General features: G+C 73.4%; 22 protein-coding genes, 1 tRNA gene and 1 pseudogene. 19 read left to right on the top strand and 5 right to left on the bottom strand.

Annotation, left to right across the window (positions count from 1 at the left end; all coding sequences use genetic code 11):
• Positions 1 to 187 precede the first annotated feature (187 nt).
• The 7 genes from I4I78_RS11785 (at position 188) to I4I78_RS11755 (ending at position 5,561) form a co-directional block, all read left to right on the top strand.
• Complete coding sequence (locus tag I4I78_RS11785; RefSeq protein WP_218611316.1) at positions 188 to 541, top strand: hypothetical protein; 354 nt, start codon at positions 188 to 190, stop codon at positions 539 to 541.
• A gap of 70 nt (positions 542 to 611) precedes the next feature.
• Positions 612 to 1,436 carry a hypothetical protein gene (locus I4I78_RS11780; RefSeq protein WP_218611315.1) on the top strand — a complete coding sequence of 275 codons (825 nt, stop codon included), beginning with the start codon at positions 612 to 614 and terminating at the stop codon, positions 1,434 to 1,436.
• Between the two features lie 19 nt (positions 1,437 to 1,455).
• A complete protein-coding gene (locus I4I78_RS11775; RefSeq protein ID WP_218611314.1) occupies positions 1,456 to 2,181 on the top strand; it encodes an alpha/beta fold hydrolase in 726 nt (241 codons plus the stop codon).
• A gap of 53 nt (positions 2,182 to 2,234) precedes the next feature.
• On the top strand, positions 2,235 to 2,585 hold the full coding sequence (locus I4I78_RS11770) for an MmcQ/YjbR family DNA-binding protein (RefSeq protein ID WP_218611313.1): 351 nt from the start codon (positions 2,235 to 2,237) through the stop codon (positions 2,583 to 2,585).
• A 49-nt stretch (positions 2,586 to 2,634) separates the two neighbouring features.
• Positions 2,635 to 3,606 (top strand): ketopantoate reductase family protein, encoded by a 972-nt coding sequence (locus tag I4I78_RS11765; protein ID WP_218611312.1) that lies wholly within the window; start codon positions 2,635 to 2,637, stop codon positions 3,604 to 3,606.
• Positions 3,606 to 4,295 carry a maleylpyruvate isomerase N-terminal domain-containing protein gene (locus I4I78_RS11760; RefSeq protein WP_218611311.1) on the top strand — a complete coding sequence of 230 codons (690 nt, stop codon included), beginning with the start codon at positions 3,606 to 3,608 and terminating at the stop codon, positions 4,293 to 4,295. The genes I4I78_RS11765 and I4I78_RS11760 overlap by 1 nt, the downstream gene beginning before the upstream one ends.
• Before the next feature lie 123 nt (positions 4,296 to 4,418).
• Positions 4,419 to 5,561 carry an MSMEG_0565 family glycosyltransferase gene (locus I4I78_RS11755; RefSeq protein WP_308252041.1) on the top strand — a complete coding sequence of 381 codons (1,143 nt, stop codon included), beginning with the start codon at positions 4,419 to 4,421 and terminating at the stop codon, positions 5,559 to 5,561.
• Positions 5,562 to 5,618: 57 nt separating this feature from the next.
• Here I4I78_RS11755 and I4I78_RS11750 read toward each other — a convergent pair whose 3' ends face one another.
• Positions 5,619 to 6,047: an endonuclease domain-containing protein gene (locus I4I78_RS11750; RefSeq protein WP_218611310.1), complete on the bottom strand. Its 429-nt coding sequence runs from the start codon at positions 6,045 to 6,047 to the stop codon at positions 5,619 to 5,621.
• Positions 6,048 to 7,261: 1,214 nt separating this feature from the next.
• Between I4I78_RS11750 and I4I78_RS11745 the strand changes: the two genes are divergently transcribed.
• Both I4I78_RS11745 and I4I78_RS11740 read left to right on the top strand, forming a co-directional pair.
• Positions 7,262 to 7,789 (top strand): hypothetical protein, encoded by a 528-nt coding sequence (locus tag I4I78_RS11745; RefSeq protein ID WP_218611309.1) that lies wholly within the window; start codon positions 7,262 to 7,264, stop codon positions 7,787 to 7,789.
• Positions 7,790 to 7,868: 79 nt separating this feature from the next.
• Complete coding sequence (locus I4I78_RS11740) at positions 7,869 to 8,489, top strand: pyridoxamine 5'-phosphate oxidase family protein (protein WP_218611308.1); 621 nt, start codon at positions 7,869 to 7,871, stop codon at positions 8,487 to 8,489.
• A 293-nt stretch (positions 8,490 to 8,782) separates the two neighbouring features.
• Here the strand turns inward: I4I78_RS11740 and I4I78_RS11735 are convergent.
• Positions 8,783 to 8,853, bottom strand: a tRNA-Gly gene (locus tag I4I78_RS11735).
• A 165-nt stretch (positions 8,854 to 9,018) separates the two neighbouring features.
• On the opposite strand from I4I78_RS11735, the gene I4I78_RS11730 reads away from it, so the two are divergent.
• The 3 genes from I4I78_RS11730 to I4I78_RS11720 all read left to right on the top strand — a co-directional run bounded on the left by I4I78_RS11730 (position 9,019) and on the right by I4I78_RS11720 (position 11,939).
• Entirely contained in the window at positions 9,019 to 10,182 is a 1,164-nt protein-coding gene (locus tag I4I78_RS11730) for a UDP-N-acetylglucosamine 2-epimerase (protein ID WP_226379535.1), read from the top strand.
• Positions 10,183 to 10,246: 64 nt separating this feature from the next.
• Positions 10,247 to 10,831 (top strand): dCTP deaminase, encoded by a 585-nt coding sequence (gene dcd, locus I4I78_RS11725; protein ID WP_218611306.1) that lies wholly within the window; start codon positions 10,247 to 10,249, stop codon positions 10,829 to 10,831.
• Positions 10,832 to 10,910: 79 nt separating this feature from the next.
• Positions 10,911 to 11,939: a hypothetical protein gene (locus I4I78_RS11720; RefSeq protein WP_218611305.1), complete on the top strand. Its 1,029-nt coding sequence runs from the start codon at positions 10,911 to 10,913 to the stop codon at positions 11,937 to 11,939.
• Positions 11,940 to 12,049: 110 nt separating this feature from the next.
• On the opposite strand, the gene I4I78_RS11715 is transcribed toward I4I78_RS11720, so the two are convergent.
• A complete protein-coding gene (locus I4I78_RS11715; protein WP_218611304.1) occupies positions 12,050 to 14,530 on the bottom strand; it encodes a 4Fe-4S dicluster domain-containing protein in 2,481 nt (826 codons plus the stop codon).
• Between the two features lie 385 nt (positions 14,531 to 14,915).
• Here I4I78_RS11715 and I4I78_RS11710 point away from each other — a divergent pair, with 385 nt between their 5' ends.
• From I4I78_RS11710 to I4I78_RS11680, 7 genes are all read left to right on the top strand, one after another.
• The gene (locus I4I78_RS11710; RefSeq protein ID WP_218611303.1) at positions 14,916 to 15,185 is read left to right on the top strand and encodes a hypothetical protein; all 270 of its coding nucleotides are present in this window, start codon (positions 14,916 to 14,918) and stop codon (positions 15,183 to 15,185) included.
• 27 nt (positions 15,186 to 15,212) lie between these two features.
• Positions 15,213 to 15,761 (top strand): hypothetical protein, encoded by a 549-nt coding sequence (locus I4I78_RS11705; protein WP_226379534.1) that lies wholly within the window; start codon positions 15,213 to 15,215, stop codon positions 15,759 to 15,761.
• A complete protein-coding gene (locus tag I4I78_RS11700; protein WP_218611301.1) occupies positions 15,748 to 18,804 on the top strand; it encodes an ATP-binding protein in 3,057 nt (1,018 codons plus the stop codon). Before I4I78_RS11705 ends, I4I78_RS11700 begins: the two co-directional genes overlap by 14 nt.
• Positions 18,801 to 20,753: a hypothetical protein gene (locus tag I4I78_RS11695; RefSeq protein WP_308252040.1), complete on the top strand. Its 1,953-nt coding sequence runs from the start codon at positions 18,801 to 18,803 to the stop codon at positions 20,751 to 20,753. Before I4I78_RS11700 ends, I4I78_RS11695 begins: the two co-directional genes overlap by 4 nt.
• On the top strand, positions 20,743 to 21,354 hold the full coding sequence (locus I4I78_RS11690) for a hypothetical protein (RefSeq protein WP_218611300.1): 612 nt from the start codon (positions 20,743 to 20,745) through the stop codon (positions 21,352 to 21,354). Before I4I78_RS11695 ends, I4I78_RS11690 begins: the two co-directional genes overlap by 11 nt.
• Positions 21,351 to 22,373 carry a C40 family peptidase gene (locus I4I78_RS11685; protein WP_218611299.1) on the top strand — a complete coding sequence of 341 codons (1,023 nt, stop codon included), beginning with the start codon at positions 21,351 to 21,353 and terminating at the stop codon, positions 22,371 to 22,373. Before I4I78_RS11690 ends, I4I78_RS11685 begins: the two co-directional genes overlap by 4 nt.
• 103 nt (positions 22,374 to 22,476) lie before the next feature.
• Positions 22,477 to 22,905 carry a hypothetical protein gene (locus tag I4I78_RS11680; RefSeq protein ID WP_218611298.1) on the top strand — a complete coding sequence of 143 codons (429 nt, stop codon included), beginning with the start codon at positions 22,477 to 22,479 and terminating at the stop codon, positions 22,903 to 22,905.
• Here I4I78_RS11680 and I4I78_RS11675 read toward each other — a convergent pair.
• Together I4I78_RS11675 and I4I78_RS11670 are read right to left on the bottom strand one after the other, a co-directional pair.
• On the bottom strand, positions 22,821 to 23,717 hold the full coding sequence (locus I4I78_RS11675; RefSeq protein ID WP_218611297.1) for an ESX secretion-associated protein EspG: 897 nt from the start codon (positions 23,715 to 23,717) through the stop codon (positions 22,821 to 22,823). The genes I4I78_RS11680 and I4I78_RS11675 overlap by 85 nt on opposite strands.
• Positions 23,714 to 24,109 (bottom strand): annotated as a pseudogene (locus I4I78_RS11670) (hypothetical protein); the annotation flags it as partial. The gene I4I78_RS11675 and the pseudogene I4I78_RS11670, both read right to left, overlap by 4 nt.

The raw sequence follows: 24,109 nt of genomic DNA, 5'->3' as shown, positions 1-24,109 counted from the left end.
CTCGGTCGGGTCCACCGGCCGGAATGATGCGAGCCGCCGGGCCGGCGTGGACCGGGAGCCCCCACGCCGGCCCGGCCCTGTCTCTCGATCGGGCAACGGTGTGACCACGTCGGGGTGAAGTAGGCCGTGTCCGGCCTGCTACACGTGGTAAAACTCGTGCTCTGAGCTGGGAAGAAGGGGGTCCGCGGTGGCGCGGTTGGCAGGGGTGGTCATCGGGATGGCGGCAGGTGCGTTGCTCGTCGCGTATCTGGCGTTCGGGTGGCCCGTGCTGGTGGTCGGGGGACCGCTGTTCGTGGGGGTCGCGACGACCCTGGTCGTGCTCGCCGTGACCGAGCGGCCGCGCCGGGCGCTGCTCGACCGGCGCAGCGGGCTCACCGCCGAGAGCCCGTGGCGGACCGCCGCCGAGCGCGGCGAGAAGCCGAGCGTCGGCCTGATGAGCGGCTTCTTCGAGATCAGCCCGCAGATACCGGTCCCGCCGATGGGCGCGTGGGTCCCCGCGCAGTCCGGGCCCGCGCAGCCCGCCCGCCCGGCCGGCGTCTGAACCGATCGGCGAGAATCGGCGTCGTGCACAGCGCGACGACGCCCGATCTCCCCGCCGGTAGGACCTGCCGGTGCTGATCGGGATGGCCTTCGCGCTGGTCGCGATGGTCTTCAACAGCGTCGCCGCGCTCCTGCAGGCCGACGCGGCCGGTCAGGTCCGGCGCACCAGCGCGATCCTGGCCCGTCCGCGCTTCCTCGCCGGCCTCGGCATGGACGCCCTGGCCTGGACCTGCACGGTCCTCGCGCTGGGATACCTCCCGATCTTCGCCGTGCAGGCCACGCTCGCCGGGTCCATCGCGATGACGGCGCTCTACGCCCGGTACTACAAGAACGAGTGGCTGCGCCCGGTGCACCGGCTGGCGATCTGCGCGAGCATTCTCGGGCTGGTCCTGGTGGCCAGCAGCGCAGGCGAGGACCGGGTGGCGCCACGGGTCGGTGACTCGTCGACGGTGCTGATCCTGGTCGGTGCGCTGGTCGTGCTGCTGCTGGTCTCGGTGGGACTGCGCCGGGTGAGCCGCCCCTGGCCGTCGGCGATCGTGGCCGGTCTCGGCCTGGGCGGTGGCGCGGTCGCGGTCCGGGCGATGCACGTGGCCGGCGAGAACGTCCTGGTCGGGCTGCTCACCGAGCCACTGGTCTACGTGCTGATCGGCATGTGGGCCACCGGGCTCTACAACTACGCCCGCGCGCTGCGCCTGGGCGACGTGTCCACCGTGACCGCGCTGTTCATGGTCACCGAGGTGGTGGTGCCGGGCATCGTCGGCATCGCGCTGCTCGGCGACACGATCCGCGACGGCTGGTACGTGCCGATGATCCTCGGGCTGCTGCTGGCGGTGTACGGCGTGTCGATCCTGGCGCGTCGCAGAAGCGAACGGCGCACCCCGGCCCGGGTGACCTGAGCGCGGTAGCGTCGCCCGGGTGCCGACGTTCGAACGCCCCGGTGTCACGATCCGCTACGAGGAGCAGGGGTCCGGCTCCCCGGTCCTGTTGATCGCGCCGGGCGGGATGCGCTCCGCGATCGACTTCTGGGAGCAAGCACCCTGGAACCCGATCGAGCACCTCTCCGACCGCTACCGCGTCATCGCGATGGACCAGCGCAACGCAGGCGGGTCCGTCGCCGACATCCACGGCACGGACGGCTGGCCCACCTACACCACCGACCAGCTCGCGCTGCTCGACCACCTCGACGTCGGCGAGTTCGCGGTGCTCGGGATGTGCATCGGCGGCTCCTTCACTGCGAGCCTGCTGGCCACCGCGCCGCAGCGGGTCCGGGCCGCGGTCACGCTGCAGCCGATCGGCCGGCACGAGAACCAGGAACGCTTCCACGAGATGTTCGACCAGTGGGCGCAGACGCAGCGCGAGAACCACGCGGACGTCCCCGAGGCGGACTGGACCGAGTTCCGCGCGAACATGTACGACGGCGGCGGGATGCTGTTCAGCGTCCCGGACGAGGCGCTGGCCCGGATCACGACACCGTGGCTGGTGCTGATGGGCGGCGACCGGTTCCACCCGGAGCCGGTGTCGCGCCGGCTCGCCGAGCTCGCGCCGGGCGCGAGGCTGGTCGAGAGGTGGAAGGAGCCCGAGCACGTCGAGGCGGGCAGGGCGGCCGTCGACGAGTTCCTGGCCGAGCACCTGTCCGACTGACGCAGCTCCGTTTCGTCCACGACGCCGGTCCGCGACCCGGCCAGGATGGGTCCATGCCGAGCTGGGACGACGTCGTACGGATCGGGTGCGCGCTGCCGGAGGTCGAGGAGTCGACGTCCTACCGCACCCCGGCGCTGAAGGTGCGGGGCAAGGGGTTCGCCCGGCTGCGCACCGAGGCGGAGGGCGGGCTGATGCTCACCTGCCCGTTGGAGGAGAAGGAGGCGCTGCTGGCCTCCGGTAACCCGGCGTTCTACACCACGCCGCACTACGACGGGTACGGATCGATTCTCATCGACCTGACGCGGATCGGCCCCGACCAGCTGGCCGAGCTGATCGAGGACGCCTGGCGCGGCCGGGCCCCGAAGACGGTCATCCGGCGCCACGACGAGAGCTCGTCAGCCTGACGACAACGTCTCGGGGCCGCTGTCGGTGTCCCGTGCCAGGGTGGCCGGCATGCGGTACGTGGTGATCGGTGCGGGCGCGGTGGGTGGCACGATCGGGGCCCGCCTGGCCGAGGCAGGGCGCGACGTCGTCCTCGTCGCGCGGGGTCGGCACCTGGACGTGATCCGCCGGCGCGGGCTGCGCCTCGACGACCCCGACGGTTCGCGCACGCTCGCGATCCCGGCCGTCGCGTCGGTCGACGAACTCGACTGGCGTCCCGGCGACGTCGCGCTGCTGGCGACCAAGACCCAGGACACCGAGCCGATCCTGGACGCCCTCGCGGCGCACGTCCCGGACGTCGTCGTCGCGTGCGCGCAGAACGGCGTGGCCAACGAGCGGATGGCCGCCGCCCGGTTCGCCCGGGTGCAGGCGGTGCTGGTGATCCTCCCGGCCGAGCACTACGAGCCCGGGGTGGTGATCGCGTCGTCGGCCCCGGTCCCGGGCGTGCTCGACGTCGGCACCTACCCCACCGGAACCGACGACGTCAGCGGCGCGATCGCCGCGGACCTGACCGCCGCCGGGTTCTCCTCGAAGCCCGACCCGGCCGTCATGGACGGCAAGTACGGCAAGCTGCTGACGAACCTGGGCAACGCCGTCGAGGCTGCGTGCGGTCGGGACGACCCCGCCGTCGCCGATCTGCTCGCCGCCGTCACCGACGAGGGCGAGCGGGTACTCGCCGCCGCCGGGATCACGGCCCGGACCGGCGACGACGACCGGGTCCGCCGCGACGGGCTGATCACCCAACGGCCGGTCGGCGGGCGGGAGCGGGGCGGCGGCTCGTCCTGGCAGAGCCTGCGCCGGGGCACCGGTTCGATCGAGGCCGAGTACCTCAACGGCGAGATCGTCGCCCTCGGCTCGGCGCACGGCGTCGCGACCCCGGTGAACGCCGTAATGGCCGGAGTCGCCGGGGAGATGGCGGCCGCCGGGGAGCAGCCGGCCTCGCGCCGCGGGGCGGACCTGCTGGCAGCGGCGCAGGTGTCCTGATGGGGTACCCGCTCGCCCGGGCCTGCACGGCGTTCGACGACCAGCTCGCCAGGCTGCAGGCCCTCCTGGCCACGTTCGACGACGACGACCTGCACGCCCGCAGCCGGTGCCGCGGCTGGGTCGTCGCCGACGTCCTCGCGCACCTGCACCTCGGGCTGCAGGAGATGCTGTGCGGCTTCCCGATGCGCACCGACGCCGCGCCGGACACCGATCACGCGTCGTACTGGCGCGCGCCGCTGCCCGGCTCGGAGCACCCGGAGTTCGAGCACGTCCGGTTCGCCCGCGCCCTGAGCAGCGCCTACGCCCGTCCGACCGCGCTGCTCGAGCACATGGCGCCCACGGTCGCGGCGCTGCGGCGGATCACCCGGCAGCTCGATGAGCCCTACGCGCTGCAGTTCCAGGGCCACGTGCTCGACGTCGGGGACTTCGTCGCGACGTGGGTGCTCGAGGTCGCGGTGCACCACCTGGACGTCACGGTCGAGCTGCCGGGGCGCCCCGCCCCGGCCGGTTCCGCGCTGGAGGTCTGCCGGGACTCGGTGGCCGCGCTGCTGCCCCCGCCCACCCGCGAGGCGACGAGCGGGCGGGACGCGACGGCGCTGTTGCTCGCCGCGTCCGGTCGCGAGCCCCTCGACGACACCGCCCGCGCGGCGTTCGGTGCCGCTGCCGGCTCGTTCCCGCTCCTGGGCTGAGCGCAGCCTCCTCCCAGCGGAGCCCGCCGACGTAACAACCGGGTGGTCCGGTCGTCATCTGCGGGACACGGGCACGCGGTGCACTGGGCGGGTCGGTCGACGATCCGGGACCCGGAGGTGGCGGTGGGAGCGGACGAGGCCCTGCGGATCGCGCTGCTGACCTACTCGACGAAGCCGCGCGGAGGGGTGGTGCACACGCTGGCGCTGGCCGAGGCCCTCGCGCGGCGGGGCCAGGACGTCACGGTGTTCTCGCTCGGCCGCGGCGGCGACAGCGCCTTCTTCCGGGACGTCGACCCGGACCTGCGGGTGCGCGTCGTCCCGCTGCCGGAGATCGACGGGGAGGAGCTCGGCCCGCGGATCCTGCGTTCGATCAGCACCCTCGCGGCGGCACTGGTGCCGGAGCGCGACGGGTTCGACGTCGTGCACGCCCAGGACTGCATCAGCGCCAACGCGGCCGGGCGCCCGATCCGCACGGTGCACCACATCGACGAGTTCTCCACCGCGCAGCTCATCGCCTGCCACGAGCGGGCGATCCGGGACCCGGTCGCGCATGTCTGCGTGTCCGAACCGGTCGCCGCGGAGCTGCGCGAGGGCTGGGGCATCACCGCGACCGTCATCCCGAACGGGGTGGACGCTGCCCGGTTCGCCGCCGCGGCCGGTCCGGACGCCGCCCCGGCGCGCGCGGCATGGACCGCCCGCCTCGGCCGCTACGTGCTGGCCGTCGGTGGGATCGAGCCGCGCAAGGGATCGGTGGAGCTGCTCGAGGCATTCGCCCTGCTGCAGGGCTCGCACCCTGGGGTGCGGCTCGTGATCGGCGGCGGCGAGACCGTGTTCGACTACCGGGACTACCGCGCCGCCTGGCAGGCCCGTGCCGGCGAGCTCGGGGTCGAGCCGGTCGTCCTCGGCCCGGTGCCGGACCCGGAGCTGCCGGCACTGGTCGCCGCCGCGGAGGTGTTCGCGTTCCCGTCGGTGAAGGAGGGCTTCGGCCTGGCCGCGATGGAGGCCCTGGCGGCAGGCGTGCCCCTGGTGGCCTCGGACCTGCCGGTGCTGCGCCGGACGTTCGACGGCGCGGCCACGTTCGCCGGGACGGTGCCCGAGCTCGCCGCCGCGCTGTCCGCGGTGCTGCACGACGGCCCGGACCCCACCCGCCGCGTCGCCGGCCGGGCCCTCGCCGCCCGTCACACCTGGGACGCCGCCGCCCTGTCGCACCTGCAGCTCTACCGACGCCTCTCGGCGGACGGGTCGGTGACCACCCGGGGAGCATGATCGCCGGCCCGGGACCGGACTCGGTGCCACAGACGTCTCCGCGTCCCGCAACGGTGATCAGCCGGCTCGGGTGCCCGCATCGGGCCGCACGGCGTGCCCGATCTCCGCGAGCACCACCCGCGGCCGTCCCCGCAGGTCGTGCCAGGTGTAGCGCAGGACCGTCCAGCCGCGGCGGACCAGCACGTTCTGGCGGCGCTTGTCCGCAGCGGCGCGCCCGGCGTCCATGTGCCACGCCCAGCCGTCCACCTCGATGGCGACGCCCGCGGCGGGAAAAGCGACGTCGACCAGATAACCGTCGGCCGGGAAGGCGCACTCCCACCCCGCGATCCCGGCACCGCGCAGCATGCCGACGAGCAGGCGTTCGGCCACCGAGGCGGAACGGTCGGCCGCGGCGACCAGCATCCGACCGGCGTCGGCGGAGCCGCGCCGGCCGAGCGTGCGGCAGTGCGCGGCGTAGACCGCGGGGAACCGGACCCGGCGCTGCAACGCGCGGTCGAGCAGCAGGCTCCCCGGTGCTCCGAGCTCGACCGCCGCCTCGAGGACCCGTGAGCGGCAGGGCCGTGACCGCCAGCCCTCGGCGAACGGCGCTGTCGTCGGCGGCGAGCGTCCGCCTGCGTACCGACACCCCGGGGTGCGCCCGCGGGCGCCGGTGACGCGGCACGGTGACCCCGACCGTCGACGGCGGGCGCTCCACCAACCCCCACCACCAGGCGGCCGCCACCCCGGACAGGACGGCGTCGGGCCCGGCCCACAGCAGCGCGGACCGGACCTTCGCCTCGTCGCCGAGCAGGTGCCCGGCCGCGAGGTACACCCGCGGGTGCAGAGGCCGCCAGGCACCGGTCCGGATCCGGTGGGCGATGGCACCGGGGGTCATACCCGCGTCGAGTGCCTGCTCGCGCGAGATCACCCCGGCCTGGCGGGCGAGGATCGTGTTGACGGACATGCGGGTTGGACCGCGCAGGCGGTGCATCGGTTCCGTCCGGCGCCGATCTGTTCCCGATCGTGAACGGAACGGTCGTGGGCATGATCGGCGTCGTGGGACCGTACGGTGTGTCAGGGACGCCATCCGGTCCCGGAACGGTGATCACGCTGCCGGTTCACCGCCCGGTCGGTGTCGGGCGATACGGCATTCGGACGCGCTCCTACGTCGTGATGGCCCATCCTAGAAACAGATGAACTCGGGCGTCCACCCGGCTCCGACCGATAACGACATCCTGTCGCGCCCGATGACCAGGGAGAACGGCCGGGAGCAACCCGGCCTCGGCTGGTCGGGAGTGGTCGTGATGGTCGAGCGGTGCCGGTGCGGCGCGGAACTGCCTCCCCGGGCGCATCACTGCCCCGGATGTGGTGCAGACCTGTATGCCGCCACGTCCGTCGTGCCGCGACCGCGCCAGGCCCCGTCGCGTCCACCGGCCCTGGTCGCGGGACAGGCGCGGCACCGCGCGTCACAGCCTCCGATCCATCCCGCCGGGCCGGTCCACCCCGCCGGGCCGACCTGGCACGACGCCCGGCCGCAGCCGGTCCACACCTCGTCCCTGCAGGTGCAGGCTGACGGCCCGACCTGGCCCCCGGCCCCGGCCGGAGGCCGAGCGTGGTCCCCGACCCCGACCGGGGGCCCGGCGTGGTCCCCGGGACCGCACTCCGGCCCCGCCCGCTCGTCCACCCTCTGGGTCCTCGCGTCCGTCGGTGCGGTCGTCCTGGTGGCCGTGCTCGTCGTGGTGGCGGTTGTGGTCCTGCGGCCCGTCGTGCTCTTCGGTGAGCCCGTCGCGCAGGCGTCCGCGTCGGCGTCGCCGTTCCTGACCACCGCGCCGGCGGGGGCCGCGTCCCCGGCCGCGTCCGTCCCGACGGTCGTCCCGGCCACCGACCGGCTCACCGACCTGGCCGCTCTCGACCGGCCCGTGGTGCAGGGCTTGACCGGATGGTGGGTGCCGCAGCTGTCGTCCAAGCGTCCCGGCACGGTCGACGGTGGCGTCACCTACGACGCCGACCGCATCCTGGACCACTACGAGGGTCTCGCCGCCCGGTACCCGGGAGCTGCGCTGCTGTGGTCGGGCGACTGGCCGGCGTTCAAGGGCGACGACTACTGGGTGGTCGTCGTCACGCAGCCGTTCTCCACCGCCGTCGAGGCCAACTCCTGGTGCGACGCGCAGGGCTTCGCTCCCGACGACTGCCTGGCCAAGAAGCTGTCGCGGTCCGGCGGCCCGCAGGGCACCACCGTCCCCCGCTGACCCGGCGGCCGTGCGGCCCGTCGACGGGTGTCGTGGCAATCTCCTCGCCACCGGCCGCCGTGGGTCCTAGCGTCGGGGCGTGCGCACCGACACCGAGATCCGCAGCCTGGAGCAGCTCGAGGACCTGGTCGGGTCCCCGGTACCGGCGGCGGCGAACAAGGTCCGGCAGCGGTTGGGCCCGATCCACCGCGAGTGGCTCGCGACGTCGCCGTTCTGCCTGCTCGCGACGAGCGACGCCGACGGCGCCTGCGACGTCTCCCCCAAGGGCGACCCGCGCGGCTTCCTGCACGTCATCGACGACCGGACGGTCTCGATCCCGGAGCGGCCCGGCAACCGCCGCGTCGACGGGTGGCGCAACGTGCTGTCCAACCCGCACGTGGGCCTGCTGTTCCTGACCCCGGGCCGCACCGACACCCTGCGGATCAACGGTCGTGCCCGCCTGCTCGCCGACGCCCCCTACTTCGACGAGATGGCGATCAAGGGTCGCCGCCCGATCCTGGCCTGCGAGGTCGCCGTCGACGAGGTCTTCTTCCACTGCCCGAAGGCGTTCCTGCGCTCCGGGCTGTGGCAGCACGAGCAGTGGCCGCCGGACACCCTGCCGTCGGTCGCGAAGATCGCCAAGGCGCTGACCCGCCCGGAGACGCCCCTGGCCGAGCTCGAGGAGTACTACGGACCCTCCTACGCGGAGCGCCTGTACTGATTCGACGTCGTGCCGGGCGGATGCCGCCCGGCACGACGAGTGGCGCCGGGTCGGGCGCGACCCCCGCAGCTCAAGATCAAGCCGAGCGGGTGAGCGGTCGGACGAGCGGTCGCCCGTAGTCAGAGTTGTGGATGTCCACACGAGTGTGACGGAATCCGCAGGTCATCGGCCGCTGATCGGGATCGGCGCGCCACGGGATGTGCACGCAAGATCCCCGTGGGCGGCGTGGCCGCCTACGACGACGAAGGCCCAGCTCCGGTGTGGACACCGTGTGAACTGGGCCTTCGTGAGCGAGCGGATGACGAGAATCGAACTCGCGTATTCAGCTTGGGAAGCTGATGTTCTACCATTGAACTACATCCGCAGAGCGTGCTTCGACTCTAGCACCCTGCTCCGGACGGACGAAGGACCCGGGCCCGGACGTCGGATGATGGCGACCACCTGGCGAGAAGTGCTCGACGCGCGGGAGCTCGGGCATCCAGACTCCTCATCGGCGGTCAGCTCCCCGGCCGGAAGGATTCCGATGTCGATGTTCGACCCGTTGGCGGGTGACCTGGATCATGAGCACGACGTGCTGCTCGTGGCGGGGAGTCGTCCCGAGGTCGCCCGGCTCGCCCCGGTCGCCGCGGCGATCGCGGCCACCGACCGGATCCGCGCCATCACCGTCGCGACCGGCGCGGACCCGATGGGCGCGCACGAGGCCTTCGACGCGTTCGGGGTGCCGACCGACATCACCGTCCTGCTGCCGCTGGACACCGGACCCGGCGTCGCGGACGTCGCCGCCGCACTGATGACCCGCCTGGACCGGTTGATGGTCGACCAGGACCCGTCCGCGGTGCTGGTGCACGGGGGCGGCCTGGCCGCCGAGATCGCGGCCACCGTCGCGTTCTGGCGCCGGATCCCGGTCGTGCACATGCAGGCCGGGATGGGCACCGACGACCTGCTCTGCCCGTTCCCGCAGGAGGCGCACCGCCGGGTGATCGGCCAGCTCGCCTCGCTGTTCCTGACGACCAGCGGCGCCGCGCTGGGCAGCCCGCTGGGCCCGAACGTGCTCACCGTCGGCGACACCGTCAACTCCCTGCCCCGCCCGGACGATGTGCGCTGTGCGGACTCTCTGGGCCGGGTGCGCGACGACATGCGGCGCCTGGTGCTGGTGGCGCTCGACCGCCCGTCGTCGCACAGCGCGCTGGCCGGCGTCGCCACGCTGCTCGAGCGGCACCCCGACATCGAGGTCGTGATCACCGGCGAGCTGGCCCGGGACGAGCCGGCGCTCTCGCTGGGCCGTCACCCGCGGGTCGTCGTCACACCCGCGCCCGCGCTGTCGGACCTGCTGGTCCTGCTCGCCGCCGCGACCGTGCTGGTCTCCGACGACCCGGACCTGGTGACCGACGCACCCGGCTTCGGCACCGTCGCGGTGCTGGTGGACGGCCCGAACGTGCCCCAGCCCGGCGACTCGATCCGCAGCATCGGCGGCTCCTCGGTGTCCCCGACCGTCGCCCAGATCCTGGACGGCGACCACGGTCGGCGCCCGGCCCCGTCGGACGGGCTGGAGGCGGCCCGCGCCGAGCAGGCCGTGGCGTGGATGTTCGGCCTCTGCCGGTCGCCGCACCTGGCCGAGGACGAGGCCGCCGCCGACGTAGCCGACGACGTCACGGCCTCCTCGGTCGACTCCGAGGAGTCGACCGACGCCTGAGCCCGGGTCGCCGTTAGGCTGAGCTGGACCAGCTCCTCCGGTCCGGGAAGAGGTGTACGACCCGGTGCTGCTGTCCGACGGCGACCTGCGCAAGGAGATCGACTCCGGGCGGCTGGTGCTCGACCCCTGGGATCCGGAGATGATCCAGCCCTCGAGCATCGACATCCGGCTCGACCGCTTCTTCCGCGTGTTCATGAACTCCCGGTACACCCACATCGACCCGGCCGAGCAGCAGGACGAGCTGACCACGGCCGTCGAGCCGCAGGGTGACGACCCGTTCGTGCTGCACCCGGGCGAGTTCGTGCTCGGGTCGACGTTCGAGTCGGTCGGGCTGCCGGACGACCTGGCCGGCCGCCTGGAGGGCAAGTCCAGCCTCGGTCGCCTCGGCCTGCTCACGCACTCCACCGCCGGGTTCATCGACCCGGGCTTCACCGGGCACATCACGCTCGAGCTCTCGAACGTGGCCAACCTGCCGATCACGCTCTGGCCGGGGATGAAGATCGGCCAGCTGTGCCTGTTCCGGCTCTCCAGCCCGGCCGAGAAGCCCTACGGCAGCGACGGCGTCGGCTCCCGGTACCAGGGTCAGCGCGGCCCGACCCCGTCCCGGGCGTTCCGGAACTTCCACCGGGTCGACACCCGCCGCTCCTGAGCGTCGCTGCCCGATCGGCGCGCGGACGCCTTCTCGTGACGGCCCGGGCGGGCCGGTCGCGGCGCTACGCTGGCCGGCGATGGATCCCACGCCCGAGCCGACCCCGAACCTGCCCGCGGTACCCCCGGAACGACGTCCGGTGGCGGACCCGTGGGCGACCGGGCGTCGCCGCGCCTCCGGGGCCGGCCCGGACGGGGACCCGGGTTCCGCCGGCCCGGTCGGTGGCCCGTCGAGTGTCGGCCCGTCGGGTGGGGGCTCGTCGAGCGGAGGCACCCCGGATGCGGGCCCGCCGGATGACTCGGGGCCGGACTGGCGACGCAGGCTGCGGCCCCGCAACCTGAAGCTCGCGGTCGGGCTCGGCCTGGTCGCGGCCGCGCTGCTGTTGCTGCCGTTCCTGGACGACCCGTCGCGCTGGTACATCCCGGTCGGGATCGGCTTCGGCACCCTGGTGCTGCTCTACCTGCTGCGACTGGACCGGTTGCTGTTCGGCTGGGCGCCGCACGCGGCCGGCCTGGTGCTGGTCGGGGCCCTGGTCTGGGCGACGAGCAACAACCCGTGGTCGTGGGGCCTCGCGATCGGCGCCGGGGTCGTGCTCGCCGGTCTCCTGTTGCTCCCCCGCTGGAAGGTGCTCGCCGTCGGGGTGGCGGTGCTCGTGGTCTCCGGCATCGGGTACCAGTTCCGCTCCGCCGAGATCACCGAGCAGCAGGCGCAGGTCGACGCCCAGGCCGGTAACGAGATGCGGATGGTGCTCGGCGTGGACCGGCCGCAGCTGGCGTTGGTCTCCCTCGACTCCGGGGTGGCGGGCAACAACGCGCGCCGGGTCTGCCGCCTGGTCACCGACGCCGCGCTGGCCCAACTGACGCAGGCCACCGCCGCCCCGACCTGCGAGCAGGCCGTCGCGGTGCTGCACGGGCGCTCCGCCGGGTCCGGTCGCGTGACCGAGCCGGACCGCGGTGCCGACCCGACCGTCGAGCCCGGTGGCTCGGTCACCGTGAACGGCTGCGCGACGGTCTGGGGCACCTCCGCCCCGCCGCTGGGCAGGGTCGTCCTGACCCGCACCGATGCGCCCTCCCCGACCTACCAGGTCGCCGCCTTCCAACCCTGCTGACCTCCCGCGTCGACGCCCGGGCCGGGCGGCGTCGCACCGGGTGTGTCGACGACGAGGGCCGGCCCACCTCGTCGGTGGACCGGCCCTCGTCGTGCGTGCCTGCCGGGGGATCAGCCTGTGGTGTCGGACTTCTTCCCGGTCGAGTCGTCGGCCTCGGACCGGCCGTTGCCGGAGCTTCCGGCGCCGTCGGCCGAGTCACCGTTTCCGGAGGGCCGGTCCTCGGGGACCTCGTCGTTCGGGGGACCGTTGTGGGCCGAGCGGTCGGCCCCCTCGGTGGAGTCGGCGTCCTGCGGGGCCTTCTCGGCGGGCTCGTCCTTCGACGGGGTCACACCGTTGGTCGAACCGTGGCCGTTGGTGCTCGGATCACCGCGCTTGACGGCCGCGAGCAGCATCTGTGAGACGTCCTGGACCTGGACGTTCTCGCCGGACCCCTCGCCCTGACGCTCGGTCAGGCCGTCGGAGATCATCGTCCGGCAGAACGGGCAGCCCACCGCGATCGTGCCCTGGGCGGAAGCCCCGTCCCCACCGGCGGCGGCAACCTTGTCGAGGGTGTCGATGGCCTCGGTCGTGCGGTTCACGTTGACCCGCTGACCGATCCGCTCCTCCATCCACATCCGGGCACCACCCGCGCCGCAGCACATCGAGCGCTCGGCGTGGCGCGGCATCTCGGTGAGCGTCGAGCCCACGGCCCCGACGAGCTCGCGGGGCTCCTCGTAGATCTCGTTGTGCCGGCCCAGGTAGCACGGGTCGTGGTAGGTGACCGGTGCGCCCTTCTCCTCCGCCGGTGCGGAGACCGGGACGAGCTTGCCCTCGCGGACGAGCTTGTTCAGCAGCTGCGTGTGGTGCACGACCTCGTAGTGGCCGTCGAGCTGCGGGTACTCCTTGCCCAGCGTGTTGAGGCAGTGCGGGCAGGTGGTGACGATCTTGCGGGTGCCCGCCGGCCGACCCTCGAACACGCCGTTGAGGACCTCGACGTTCTGCTGGGCCAGCATCTGGAACACGAACTCGTTGCCGGAACGCCGCGCCGGGTCACCGGTGCAGGTCTCCTCCGGGCCGAGCACCGTGAAGTTGACGCCGGCCCGGTGCAGCAGCTCCGCGGTGGCCCGGACCGTCTTCTTCTGACCGTCCTCGAACGCGCCGGCGCAGCCGATCCAGAACAGGTACTCGGTGTCGTCGGAGAGCTCCCCGTCGAAGACCGGGACCTCGAAGTCCAGCGCCTTGGTCCACTCCAGGCGGTCCTTGGCGTTCTGGCCCCAGGGGTTGCCCTTGTTCTCCAGGTTCTTGAACAGCACGCCGAGCTCGGACGGGAACTCGGACTCGATCAGCACCTGATGGCGGCGCATGTCGACGATGTGGTCGACGTGCTCGATGTCGACCGGGCACTGCTCGACGCAGGCGCCGCAGCTGGTGCAGGACCACAGGACGTCCGGGTCGATGACGCCGCCCTGCTCGGCCGTCCCGACGAGCGGGCGCAGCGCCTGGTCGGCGCCCGAGCCGCGCACGCGCTCGAAGCCCGACTCCGGGACGCCGTGGCCCGGGTGCGCGGTGAGCCCGGCTGAGAAGTCGATCGAGCCTTCCTCCGGCATGTCCTTGCCGCCGATCATGTACGGGGCCTTCGCGTTCATGTGGTCGCGCAGGTCCATGATCAGCAGCTTCGGGGAGAGCGGCTTACCGGTGTTCCAGGCCGGGCACTGGCTCTGGCAGCGACCGCACTCGGTGCAGGTCGCGAAGTCGAGCATGCCCTTCCAGGTGAAGTCCTCGATCTTGCCGCGGCCGAACGTGTCGTCCTCGCCCGGGTCCTCGAAGTCGATCTTGACGCCGTTCGACTCCATCGCCGGCAGCGGGCCGAGCGCCTTCGGGAAGCGCTTGGCCGAGACGTTGATCGGCGCCGTGAAGATGTGCAGGTGCTTGCTGTAGAGCACGACCACCAGGAAGCCGAGCATCACGCCGATGTGCAGCAGCAGCCCGATGCTCTCGACGACCTCGAGGGTCTCCGGCTCCATGCCGGTGAACAGGTTGCCCAGGCCGATCGAGACGAACGCGCCGGACTTGTACGGGAAGACCCCCAGCGCGGACGACGCGGCGCGGAAGAAGAACAACGTCCACAGCACGTTGAAGATCAGGAAGAGGATCAGCCACGCGCCACCGGTGTGCGACCCGTAGAACCGCGAGTCGCGCTGCTTGCGCTCCGGGGCGTTGCGCACGCGGATGATCGCGAACACGCCGAGCGAGAGCAGGCACAGCACGGCGATGGCGTCCTGCAGGAAGCCGAGCGGCGGCCAGGTGCCGATCAGCGGGATCGCGAAGTCGGACACGAACAGCGCGCCGTAGGCCTCGATGTAGACCGTGAGCAGGATGATGAACGCCCACATGGTGAACAGGTGCGCCATGCCGGGGATCGACCACTGGAGCAGCTTCTTCTGCCCGAGGACCTCCACGAACTGGGTGCGGATGCGCTGGCCCAGGCCGTCGGTGCGGTCGTTCGCCGGTTGTCCGGATTTGATCAACGAGTAGACCCAGAAGGCGCGCCGCCCCGAGATCGCCAGGGCGATCACGGTCAGAGCCAGACCGATCACCAGTCGCCACACCATGCGTGCCTCCTTGAACCTTCTCTCCGCGTCGTGGTGGGTACGCGGAGGCAATCGGCCAGAAGGGTAGTGCGCCCCGACGCGGAGCGCCCGAACCTGCTCACGGCCGGGTCGTGCTTGTTACCGAACAGTAGTGGCCGACTCTGACAGTTCGGACCTCGGCGGGAAAGTCGAGTGGTGCAGGTGGGGCGCGGGTCACGTGTGACGCAGGCCGCGTCGGAGCTGCTCCGCCGATCGTGTCCACCCGGTCGCGTAGCGTGGTCCGCCCATCTGGCGGGCGGGTCACTCCACTACTATCCGACTGGTCGCCATGGTCTACTCGGACCCGGCACGAGCGGCAACAGCAAGCGGGAGCCTGCGGACCTGGGGTCCGCTCGGAGGAGGAGCCGTGAAGACCTCGTACGAGGCCGCGACGTCGTGGCTCGCTCAGGGACAGCTCAGCACCGGCAACCTGCAGGGCTGGATCACCAACAACATCGTTCCGCTGATCCTTCTCGCGATCGCCGTGATCCTGCTCTGGATCGGTGGCAAGGGCGACAACGCCGGAGTGGCGCGACGCAGCGTCGGCCTGATCGTCGGGCTGATCGCGCTCGGCATCGCGGTGAGCGGTAGCGGCCCGGCCGTCGGACAGGCGATGGCCAACCTCCTCACCGGGTGAGCCGTGCTCGTTCGCACGGATGACGAGGTGTACCGCGTCGACGCGGTCTGGCTGGGCCCACCGCGGGCCACGTTCCCCTGGCGTGCCCGCTACGTGAGTTACGGCGTCGGCCTGCTGGTGATGTTGTTCCTGATGTTCCTGCAGCGCCGGCTCGGTATCGGGCTGGACTTCCTGTCGGTGGCCTGGGCGCTGGTGGGCACCGTCGCGATCACCCGCTTCCTCGGCAAGAAGATCGACTACGAGCGCCCGCTCGGGCAGGTCGTCGGCCAGTTCTGGGCCGAGGTGACCGGACCCCGCGCCCGGAGCCGGGCGGCCGGCGGCTCCGTGCGCGCGGCCCACGTCCGGGTGCGTGCGGCCGGTGGCCGCGGACGCAGCGGCCAGCTCGCGGGGTCGCGCACGTCGGCGTCGCCGCAGGTCGGGCCGTCGACGGGCCCGGGACAGGTCCAGGCCGCGTGGTCGGACTCCCCGCCCGGCACGACCGCGCCGAAGGCCTCCCCGGTGCGGATCGGCTCGCGACCCGCGGCGTCCGCCGGGCCGGACTCCTGGCAGAAGGCGGGTTCCCGTGGCCGTCGCTGAAGGCCGTCGTCGCGGTCGGGCGCTGGCCGGTGAGGGCGGGTCCTCCTACTCCCCGACGATCGCGCTGCGGTCCATCGACGGGCACGTCACCCGTACCGGGAGCCAGGTCATGGCCTGGTACCGCCTCGCCGCGCAGGCATGGAGCTTCCGCAGCGACTCGCAGCGCGAGATGCTGATCCGCCAGGTCGCCGCGCAGATGGGCGAGCTGCAGGGACGGTGGCTGCACCTGCGCGTCACGACCCGGCCGTACCCGGTGCACATGTGGGCGGAGTCGTTCGACCAGAACGCGCTCGGCCGGATGCCCGACGTGCCTGGCGCCCTGGGCTGGGACGGGTTCCTGGAGGGCGAGCAGCGCCACCTGATGGGCCTGTCGATGTCGGACAAGGAGGTCTTCCTCGGCATCGAGGTCTCCGGGCGCGGGATGCTCGACCGCTGGGTGGAGAAGGCGGCGCCGGTGCTGGACCGGATCGCGCCCTCGGCCGTCCGGGCGGAGCTCGCCGCGGTCGAGTCCGAGATCAACCACCTGGACGTGCTGGTCTCCAACTCCGGCATGGACGCGGTACCGGCCAGCTCCGAGGACATGGCCTGGCTGATGCACCGCTCGGTCGCGCTCGGCCTGCCCGCCCCGCGCGGGCTGTCGTCGGTGCCGCGCGGCGTCAGCCGGTGGGAGAGCGAGGACCTGGCCGCGTTCACCGAGGGCGTGGACCTGCACCAGGAGCCCTACGCCCCGACCGTGCAGGTGGTCGGGCGGATGCGCAGCCAGGCCGTCTCGCGCAACGTCGCGGTGCTCTCGGTCGGGCTGATGGACGGCCTGCGCATCCCGGAGATCGACGACCCGTGGATGCAGCACTCGGACCGGCTGCCGTTCCCGGTGGAGTGGTCGGCCCGGATCTACGTGCGCCGCCCGGAGGACGTGACCGGCGAGCTGCAGCGCCAGATGGGCAAGGTCCGCAGCCAGATCCGGCACTACACCCACGACCACGACCTGGACCCGCCGATGTCGCTGGCGCGCCAGGCCGACCGGGTGCTCGAGGTCGAGGACGAGCTCACCAGCGGGCTGACCCAGCTCAACACGCGTCTCTACGGCTGGTGGCGGATCGCGGTCAGCGGCCGGGACGAGGCCGAGGCCACCCAGCGGGCCCAGCAGGTCGTCGACCTGTACCGGCCGAAGGTGCAGATCGAGCACCCGGAGGCGCAGTACCGCTACGCCCGCGAGTTCATCCCGGGCGAGCCGCTCGCGTCGACCGCCTACCGGCGTCGCGGCAGCGTCACCTGGGCCGCGGCCGGGGTGCCGGCGGCGACGGCCAGTGTCGGCGACCGCCGCGGCATCATGCTCGGCGAGACCTGCACGGCCACCCGCCGCCCGGTCGCCTGGGACCCGTGGCTGGCCCAGGAGGTCCGCCGCGCGTCCGGCCTGACCGCGATCGTCGGCGGTCTGGGGTCGGGCAAGTCGTTCCTGACCGGGCTGATCGTCTACAAGACGCTGCGCGCCGGTGCACGGTGGACGGTGCTCGACCCGTCCGGGCCGCTGTCCGAGCTGGCCCGGCTGCCGGAGCTGGCGCCGTTCTCCCGCCACATCAACCTCCTGCGCGCCGACCCCGGCATCCTCAACCCGTACCGGGTGGTGGCCGAGCCGCGTCCGGACCACTTCTCCGACGAGGAGGACCCGGAACGGGCCTGGCGCCGGGAGCGGTCTCTGGCCGCGGCCACCCGTCGACGCCTGGTGCTCGACGTGCTCTCCGGCCTGCTTCCCTACGAGATCGCGCGGCAGCCCAACACCCGGATCGTGCTGCTGCGCGCGGTCCGCGAGGTCGGCGGGCAGCCGGACCGCCACCCCGGCATGGTGATCGACACGCTGCGCCGGCACGCCCGCGAGGGCGAGGACCACGCCGGCGTCGTCGCCGACTTCCTCGACGAGCGCCGCGAGCTCCCGCAGGCCGCGCTGCTGTTCCCGGACGAGACCCGTGACGACCCGTGGCAGGCCGACCGCGACTACCGGCTCACGGTGCTGACCATGCAGGGCCTGTCCCTGCCGCGCCCGGGCAGCCCGCGCGAGGAGTGGACCGACAACGAGGCGCTCGGCGTCGAACTGTTGAACCTGGCGTCCTGGCTGACCCAGCGCACGATCTACGACGCCGACCGGAACCTGCGCAAGGGCGTCGCTCTGGACGAGACGCACTTCCTGTCCCAGGTGCCCACCGGCAAGGTCCTGATCGACCGGCTGGCCCGCGACTCCCGCAAGTTCAACGTCCGGGCGCTGTTCGCGTCCCAGCTGGCCGGCGACCTGCTGCGGGTGTCGGGCTTCGCGTCCCTGGTCAACGCCGTGTTCGTCGGGCGTACCGACGACGAGGAGGCACAGGCCGAGGCGTTGCGGCTGCTGCGGGTACCGACCGACGTCGGGTACGAGCAGATGCTCGGCACGCTCTCGCCGCGCCCGCGCCACGACGACCGCCCGGACGACACACCGCGCCAGTTCATCTTCGCCGACGGCCACGGCGGCGTGGAGAAGATCCGGATCGACCTGGAGGCACCGCACGTCGAGCACGTGCGCGAGGCCCTGGACACGAACCCGGACGCCAGCCGGATCTCCTCGTCCGGCGCGCCGGTCGTCGCCGAGATCCAGGCGCCGGACGAGCCCGCGCCGCTGCCGTCGGCGCCGCCGGTGTCGCAGGCGGTCGGGCCCGGCTGGCCGGAGGCGGGCTGGACCGACGTCGACGGTGATGAGGTGTCGCTGCGGATCGGCCCCGGCGAGGGCGACCACGTGTTCGCCGGCTCCGACCAGATGCGCGCCCGCGGGGTGTCGGTGGTCCCGGCCGAGGCCGAGCTTCTCGACGACGAGCAGCTCGACCTGCTCGACGAGCTCGACGAGGGTTGGCACGAGGACCTCGCCGACCCGGTCCAGGCTCAGGAACCGGGCCCGGAACCGGGCCCGGAGCCGGAGCCGGAGCCGGAGCCGGAGCCGGAGCCGGAGCCGGAGCCGGAGCCGGAGCCGGAGCCGGAGCCGGACGATCCGCAGGCGCCCTCCGGCGAGGACGGGCGGTGATCGGGGCCGCCGACCCGACCGGTGGTGCCGGGCTCTGGCCGGTGCTGCTGATCGTCGCGGCCGCGGTGTGGGCCGGTCTGCGCAAGGCCCGTCGTGCACGCCGCGGCGACGTCGGGGACCCCCACCGCCGCCGGCGCGGGTACTCGCTGTTGGTCGTCGTCGCGCTGGTCGGGGGCAGCATCCTGATCGGGTCCCCGGCGATGGCCCAGCCGCTGGACTGCAAGCAGGCCCCGGAGCCGGACCGCCCGGGTACCGGGCTGGTCGGGTCGCTGGACCGCCCGAGCGCGCTGCACGGCGAGGCCGGCAGCGTCTACGAGGAGGTCGGCTACGCCGGACTGGTGTGGCACAACTACGACCTCGGCTGCGCGGCCTCCGGCGTGCTGAACCCCTCGGTCACCACCGACACCTGGCTGGGCAACCAGACGTTCAACCTGGCCAAGCTCACCGTCGGCGGGGTGAACTGGGCGCACTACCTGATCGCCGACGGCGGCGAGGTCTTCGCACCGCTGGACGACGTGATCTCGACGGCCACCCGGGCCATGTACGACACCGTGTTCACCACGTGGGTGGGCATCGCCCTGGTCGCGTTCGCGGTCATCCTGCTGGTGCTGGCCATGCGCGGCGACCTCGCGCGCCAGGCGCAACGGGCCGGGGTGGGGGCGTTCGCGCTGCTCATAGCCTCGGCCGCCTATCTGGCCCCGGTGGAGTGGTCGAAGGCCGCGGACGGCCTGCTGCTCGACGGTGTCACGCAGATGCAGGAGGGGTTCCTCGGCCAGATCGGTCTGGGCACCCGGGACACGTTGCCCACCGTGCTCGTCGACCAGGTGGTCTACCGCAACTGGCAGCGCGGCACGTTCGGGTCCCCGGACGTCCCGCAGGCCCAGGACATGGGGCGGGACCTGCTGCGCGCGCAGGCGTTCACGATCGACGAGGTCGACCAGCGCCAGGACAACAGCCAGCTGGCCGAGAAGAAGAAGGCCGACTACGCCGCGCTCGCGGACCGGATGGGTGACCGCTACACCTACTTCACCGGTGCGTCCGGCAGCCGGATCGGGGCCGGCGTGCTGGCCGCCATCGAGGCCGTCTGCATCGCGTTGTTCCAGCTGCTGTCCAAGGTGCTGGTGCTGGTGGCGATGCTGATCATCCGGCTGATGGTGATCACTGCGCCGGCGATCGCGGTGGTCGCGCTGCTCAAACCCGAGGTGATCCCCGCGCTGTTGCGGATCGGCGGCGCGGCGGTCGTGAACACGCTCGTCGTCGGCGCGCTGGCCGGGCTGCACGCGCTCCTGGTGGTGTCGCTGTTCCGGCCCGGCGCGAACATCGACCTGTGGCTGGCGCTGCTGGTCACCGGCGTCGTGACGGTCGTGCTGTGGGCCGTGGCGCGCCCGTTCCGGCGGCTGGTGTCGATGGTGTCGCTGACCCGGGAGCAGTTCGGCGGGATCGTGCCCGGTGCCGGGGACGGGCCCACCTCGCGGATGTGGCAGCGGATGCGGGGCGCGGGCGGCGACGTCGCGGACCGGCAGACGCGCTGGTGGTCCGAGCGCTCCGGCGGGCCCGGGGGCGACGTGCACCGGGACGCGGTCCGCCCGGAGGCCGAGACCGTCGCCGGCCCGGCCGGGCCCGGTGCCCGCTCCTGGCGTCGCCGGCCCGCGTCGACACCGGAGGCGGGCAGGCCGGCAGGTGGCGTGATCGCCGAACCGCGGCGCGGCGCACTGCCCGCCGCCGGAGCCGGCCCGACCGCGCGTGCCGGTGGCTTCCCGGGCCGCACCGACCCCGGCGAGGTCGACGACCGCTCGATCTACCGCCGCTCGGATACGACGCCGCGCCGGGCCGGGCAGCCGGTGCCGGTCGCCCCCGAGCTCGTCGACGGGGTGCCGGTCTACAAGATCTACCGTCCGCGGTCCGCGCGCACCGCCGACGGCTCGACCTGGAGCCGTCGTGCCGATTAGGTCCTCGCGTGGCCGGGCAGGCGCCTACCGCTCGATCTGGCAGTGGCCGCTGCGGTCCCCGGTCAACCTCGTGGTCTCGCTCGTCGTGCTGGTCCTGCTCGCGTCGGGCGCGGTGTACCTCGGGGGCAAGCTCGGCGGGTCGGCCCAGAGCGGGGGCCTGCTCGCCGGCGACGCTCCGCCGTCGGTGTCGGCGGAGCCCTCCTCCGGTTCCTCCGCAGCGCCGAGCACCACCCCGACGCCGACCGCGCTGCCCCCGGTCGCGCCGCTGACCCCGCGGGCGCTGCCGCTGTCCGCGGCCCCGCCGGAGGCACTCGCCGCGGCCCGGAACTGGACCGCGGCCTGGGTGAACCACCCGCCCGGCACGACGAACGCGCGGTGGACGGCCGGTATGCGCCCCTTCACCACCGAGGAGTACCTGGGTGTGCTGGCCGCCGTCGACCCGACGAACGTCCCGGCCACGGCCGTCACCGGCGCCCCGAAGCCGACCCGGGTCTCGCCGCGCAGCGTGCAGGTCGAGGTGCCGACCAACGCACTGAAGCTCTCCGTCCTGGTGGTCGACACGGACGCCGGCTGGCGGGTCTCCCGCTACGACCGGGCATGAGCACCCCACTCACCCGCGGCCTGCGGCCGCTGCGCCTGCTGCTGCCGATCGTGGCGATCGGCGTGGCGCTGGTGCTGTTCCTGACCGTCGGATTTCTGGCCTTCAGCCCGAACCTGGGCAACCAGTCCCGCGGGTCGACGACGTGCGACACCGGTATCGGCACCGTCGGCGAGGGTGGGGGCGGTGGTACCACGATCGAGACGCTGAGCCCGGACCAGCGGGCCAACGCGCAGGCGATCATCGGTGTCGCGAAGGGGATGGGGGCCCCGCCGCGGGCGTGGCTGGTCGCGCTGGCCACCGCGATGCAGGAGTCCACCCTGCGCAACATCGACTACGGGGACCGCGACTCGCTGGGACTGTTCCAGCAGCGGCCGTCGCAGGGGTGGGGCACCCCGGCGCAGGTCACCGACCCGGCGTACAGCACGAAGATCTTCCTCGACCGTCTGATGGAGGTCCCGGGCTGGGAACGGATGCCGGTCACCAACGCCGCGCAGATCGTGCAGCGCTCGGCCTTCCCGGACGCCTACGCCAAGTGGGAGAGCCTGGCCGCGAGCCTGGTCGAGCAGGTCGGCGACGTCGCGAACCCGACCGGCTGCGGCGCCGCACCGACCGGCGCGCTGCCCCCGGGCGCGGCCGGCACGGCGATCTCCTTCGCGCTGAAGGAGGTCGGCAAGCCCTACGTCTGGGGCGCGACCGGGCCGGACTCCTACGACTGCTCCGGGCTGATGCTGCGCGCGTTCCAGGCCGCCGGCCTCACCCTGCCCCGGGTCTCGCAGGACCAGTACAACGCCGGCGCGCACGTGCCGGTCCGGGAGGCGCAGGCCGGTGACCTGCTGTTCTACGCCACCGACCCGTCCGACCCGTCGACCATCCACCACGTGACGCTCTACATGGGCAACGGACAGATGGTGGAGGCCCCGAACAAGGACAACCCGGTCCGGGTGCAGCCCGTGCCCTGGGAGTACGACGAGCTCGTCCCCCTGGCCACCCGCCCCGGGACGACGGCGAGCCCGGCCTAGGCCGGAGTCGATCTCCCTCCCCCGGGACGGCTGGTGCCGATGAGGCCGCCCGAGGCGGCGGTGCCGATGAGGCCGCCCGAGGCGGCTGGGCCATCATGTCGGCATGCCCGATCCGACCGGACGCGCCTCCACGACCCCGCTGCGCGACTACCTCGACCGTCCGGCCCCGGGTGCCGCGGGCGAGGACTACCTGGTCGTCCCCCGGTCGCTGGCCCAGTCGATGCCGCTGCGCTGGCAGCAGGTGTTCACCGGGCTGCTGGCCGACCTGCACGACGCCTACGGGCACCTGAGCTGGCCGGAGTACCAGGTCGGTGCGGCCCGGCGCGAGCTCGTCGCCGATCTCGACGACGACCAGCTCGACGCGCTCGGCTGGTACACCGACCTCGCCCCGGACGGGCACCTCGAGTTCCACGACGCCGACGACCGCCCGGTCGCCGACCCGGAACATCAGCGGGTGCTGGCCCCGGTCCAGGACCCGATCCCACCGGTCTCCGCCGGCCGGGTCGAGCCGCGCCCGGCACCGCGGCGGTAGCCCGGGCCCGCGCCGTCCAGGGTGGCGGCCACGAGCTCGTCGACCTCCTGCAGCAGCCGGGTCCGGCCGATCGGCCCTGCCTCGACGACGTCGTGCTCACCGGGGGACCCGGACCGCCGCGGTCCCGGGGGGACCAGCCTCTGGCGGTGGTGCCCGGCGGCGTTGTGCTGGACGGTCAGCACATACGGGCCGCGGCGCTGCCCGGTGGGCGTCCGCACGTTCGACCCGATCTGGGCCAGCGCGTCCACCTCGTGGTTCGTGGCGACCAGCGCCCGCGCCGCGGCCCCGGTCATCCCGCGTCGCATCAGCTCGACGACGAGCCGGTCGGCGTCGTCCCCCGCGTCCCGGACCGCCTCGGAGAGCACCCGGGCCGGTACCCGGACCGTCGCGCCGGCCGCCGGGGTCAGCGGTCCGAGCAGATCGACGAGCGTGTCGGCCGCCCGCTCCGGCGGGATCCGGAGCAGCGCAATCTCGTCCTCGTGCCGGACGGCGAGCACGGCGTCGCCGCCGTCGACGGCGACCACCGCGCCGAGCAGGGCCCGGTAGCGGTGCAGCAGGTCCAGCGAGAGCGCGGGCCGGGCCAGCAGGCGCAGGTCCCGGGCGAGGTCGGAGTCGCCGCCGGGGTCGAGGCCGCGGGCGCGCAGGTGGGCGACGGCGCCGGAGACGATCCGGGAGCGCTCCGGCAGCGTCCGGCCGTGGTGCGGCGGGTCCAGCGCGGGCGGTGGCGTGTCAATGCCCAGGACGTCGAACGCGACGTCGGCCTCGACGAGGGTGAGCACGGTGGCCCGGGACCAGTCCGCGGCGGTGCTCACCGGTCGCGCTCCCGGTCCGCGTCGCCCGGGGCGCCGAGCACCGGAGGGGTGTGGTGCAGGTCGAGGTCGAACGCCTCGCTGCTGGGCAGCAGGTAGCGGTTGCGGTGGTCCTGATCCGAGCCCCGCCCACCGGCACCCGCTCCGCCCATCGGTGTGACGCCGTTCGGACCGGTGCCGGTGCCGGTGCCGGTACGGCCGGTGGACGGTTCGGTGAGCCCGCGGCCCGGGACGTTCTCGGTGGCACCGCCGTAGCGGCCGTTCCCGCCCGGACCACTGCCCGATCCGTTTCCTCCCGGCCCGTTTCCTCCTGGCCCGGTCCCGCCGCGCGGCGCGGGTTCGCCGGTCCAGGATCCGGTGCCGTACTTCCCGCCGGTTCCGAGGCCGCCGCCGGG

The organism is Pseudonocardia sp. KRD291 (assembly GCF_019263595.1).
Lineage (GTDB): Bacteria > Actinomycetota > Actinomycetes > Mycobacteriales > Pseudonocardiaceae > Pseudonocardia.
Note: the sequence above shows the minus strand (reverse complement) of the source record. Positions and strands in the feature narration are given on the sequence as shown.

Coding starts and splice junctions, on each gene's coding strand:
- I4I78_RS11770 (WP_218611313.1), top strand. CDS start 2,235: ATGCCGAGCTGGGACGACGTCGTACGGATCGGGTGCGCGCTGCCGGAG.
- I4I78_RS11765 (WP_218611312.1), top strand. CDS start 2,635: ATGCGGTACGTGGTGATCGGTGCGGGCGCGGTGGGTGGCACGATCGGG.
- I4I78_RS11760 (WP_218611311.1), top strand. CDS start 3,606: ATGGGGTACCCGCTCGCCCGGGCCTGCACGGCGTTCGACGACCAGCTC.
- I4I78_RS11730 (WP_226379535.1), top strand. CDS start 9,019: ATGTTCGACCCGTTGGCGGGTGACCTGGATCATGAGCACGACGTGCTG.
- I4I78_RS11720 (WP_218611305.1), top strand. CDS start 10,911: ATGGATCCCACGCCCGAGCCGACCCCGAACCTGCCCGCGGTACCCCCG.
- I4I78_RS11715 (WP_218611304.1), bottom strand. CDS start 14,530: ATGGTGTGGCGACTGGTGATCGGTCTGGCTCTGACCGTGATCGCCCTG.
- I4I78_RS11685 (WP_218611299.1), top strand. CDS start 21,351: ATGAGCACCCCACTCACCCGCGGCCTGCGGCCGCTGCGCCTGCTGCTG.
- I4I78_RS11680 (WP_218611298.1), top strand. CDS start 22,477: ATGCCCGATCCGACCGGACGCGCCTCCACGACCCCGCTGCGCGACTAC.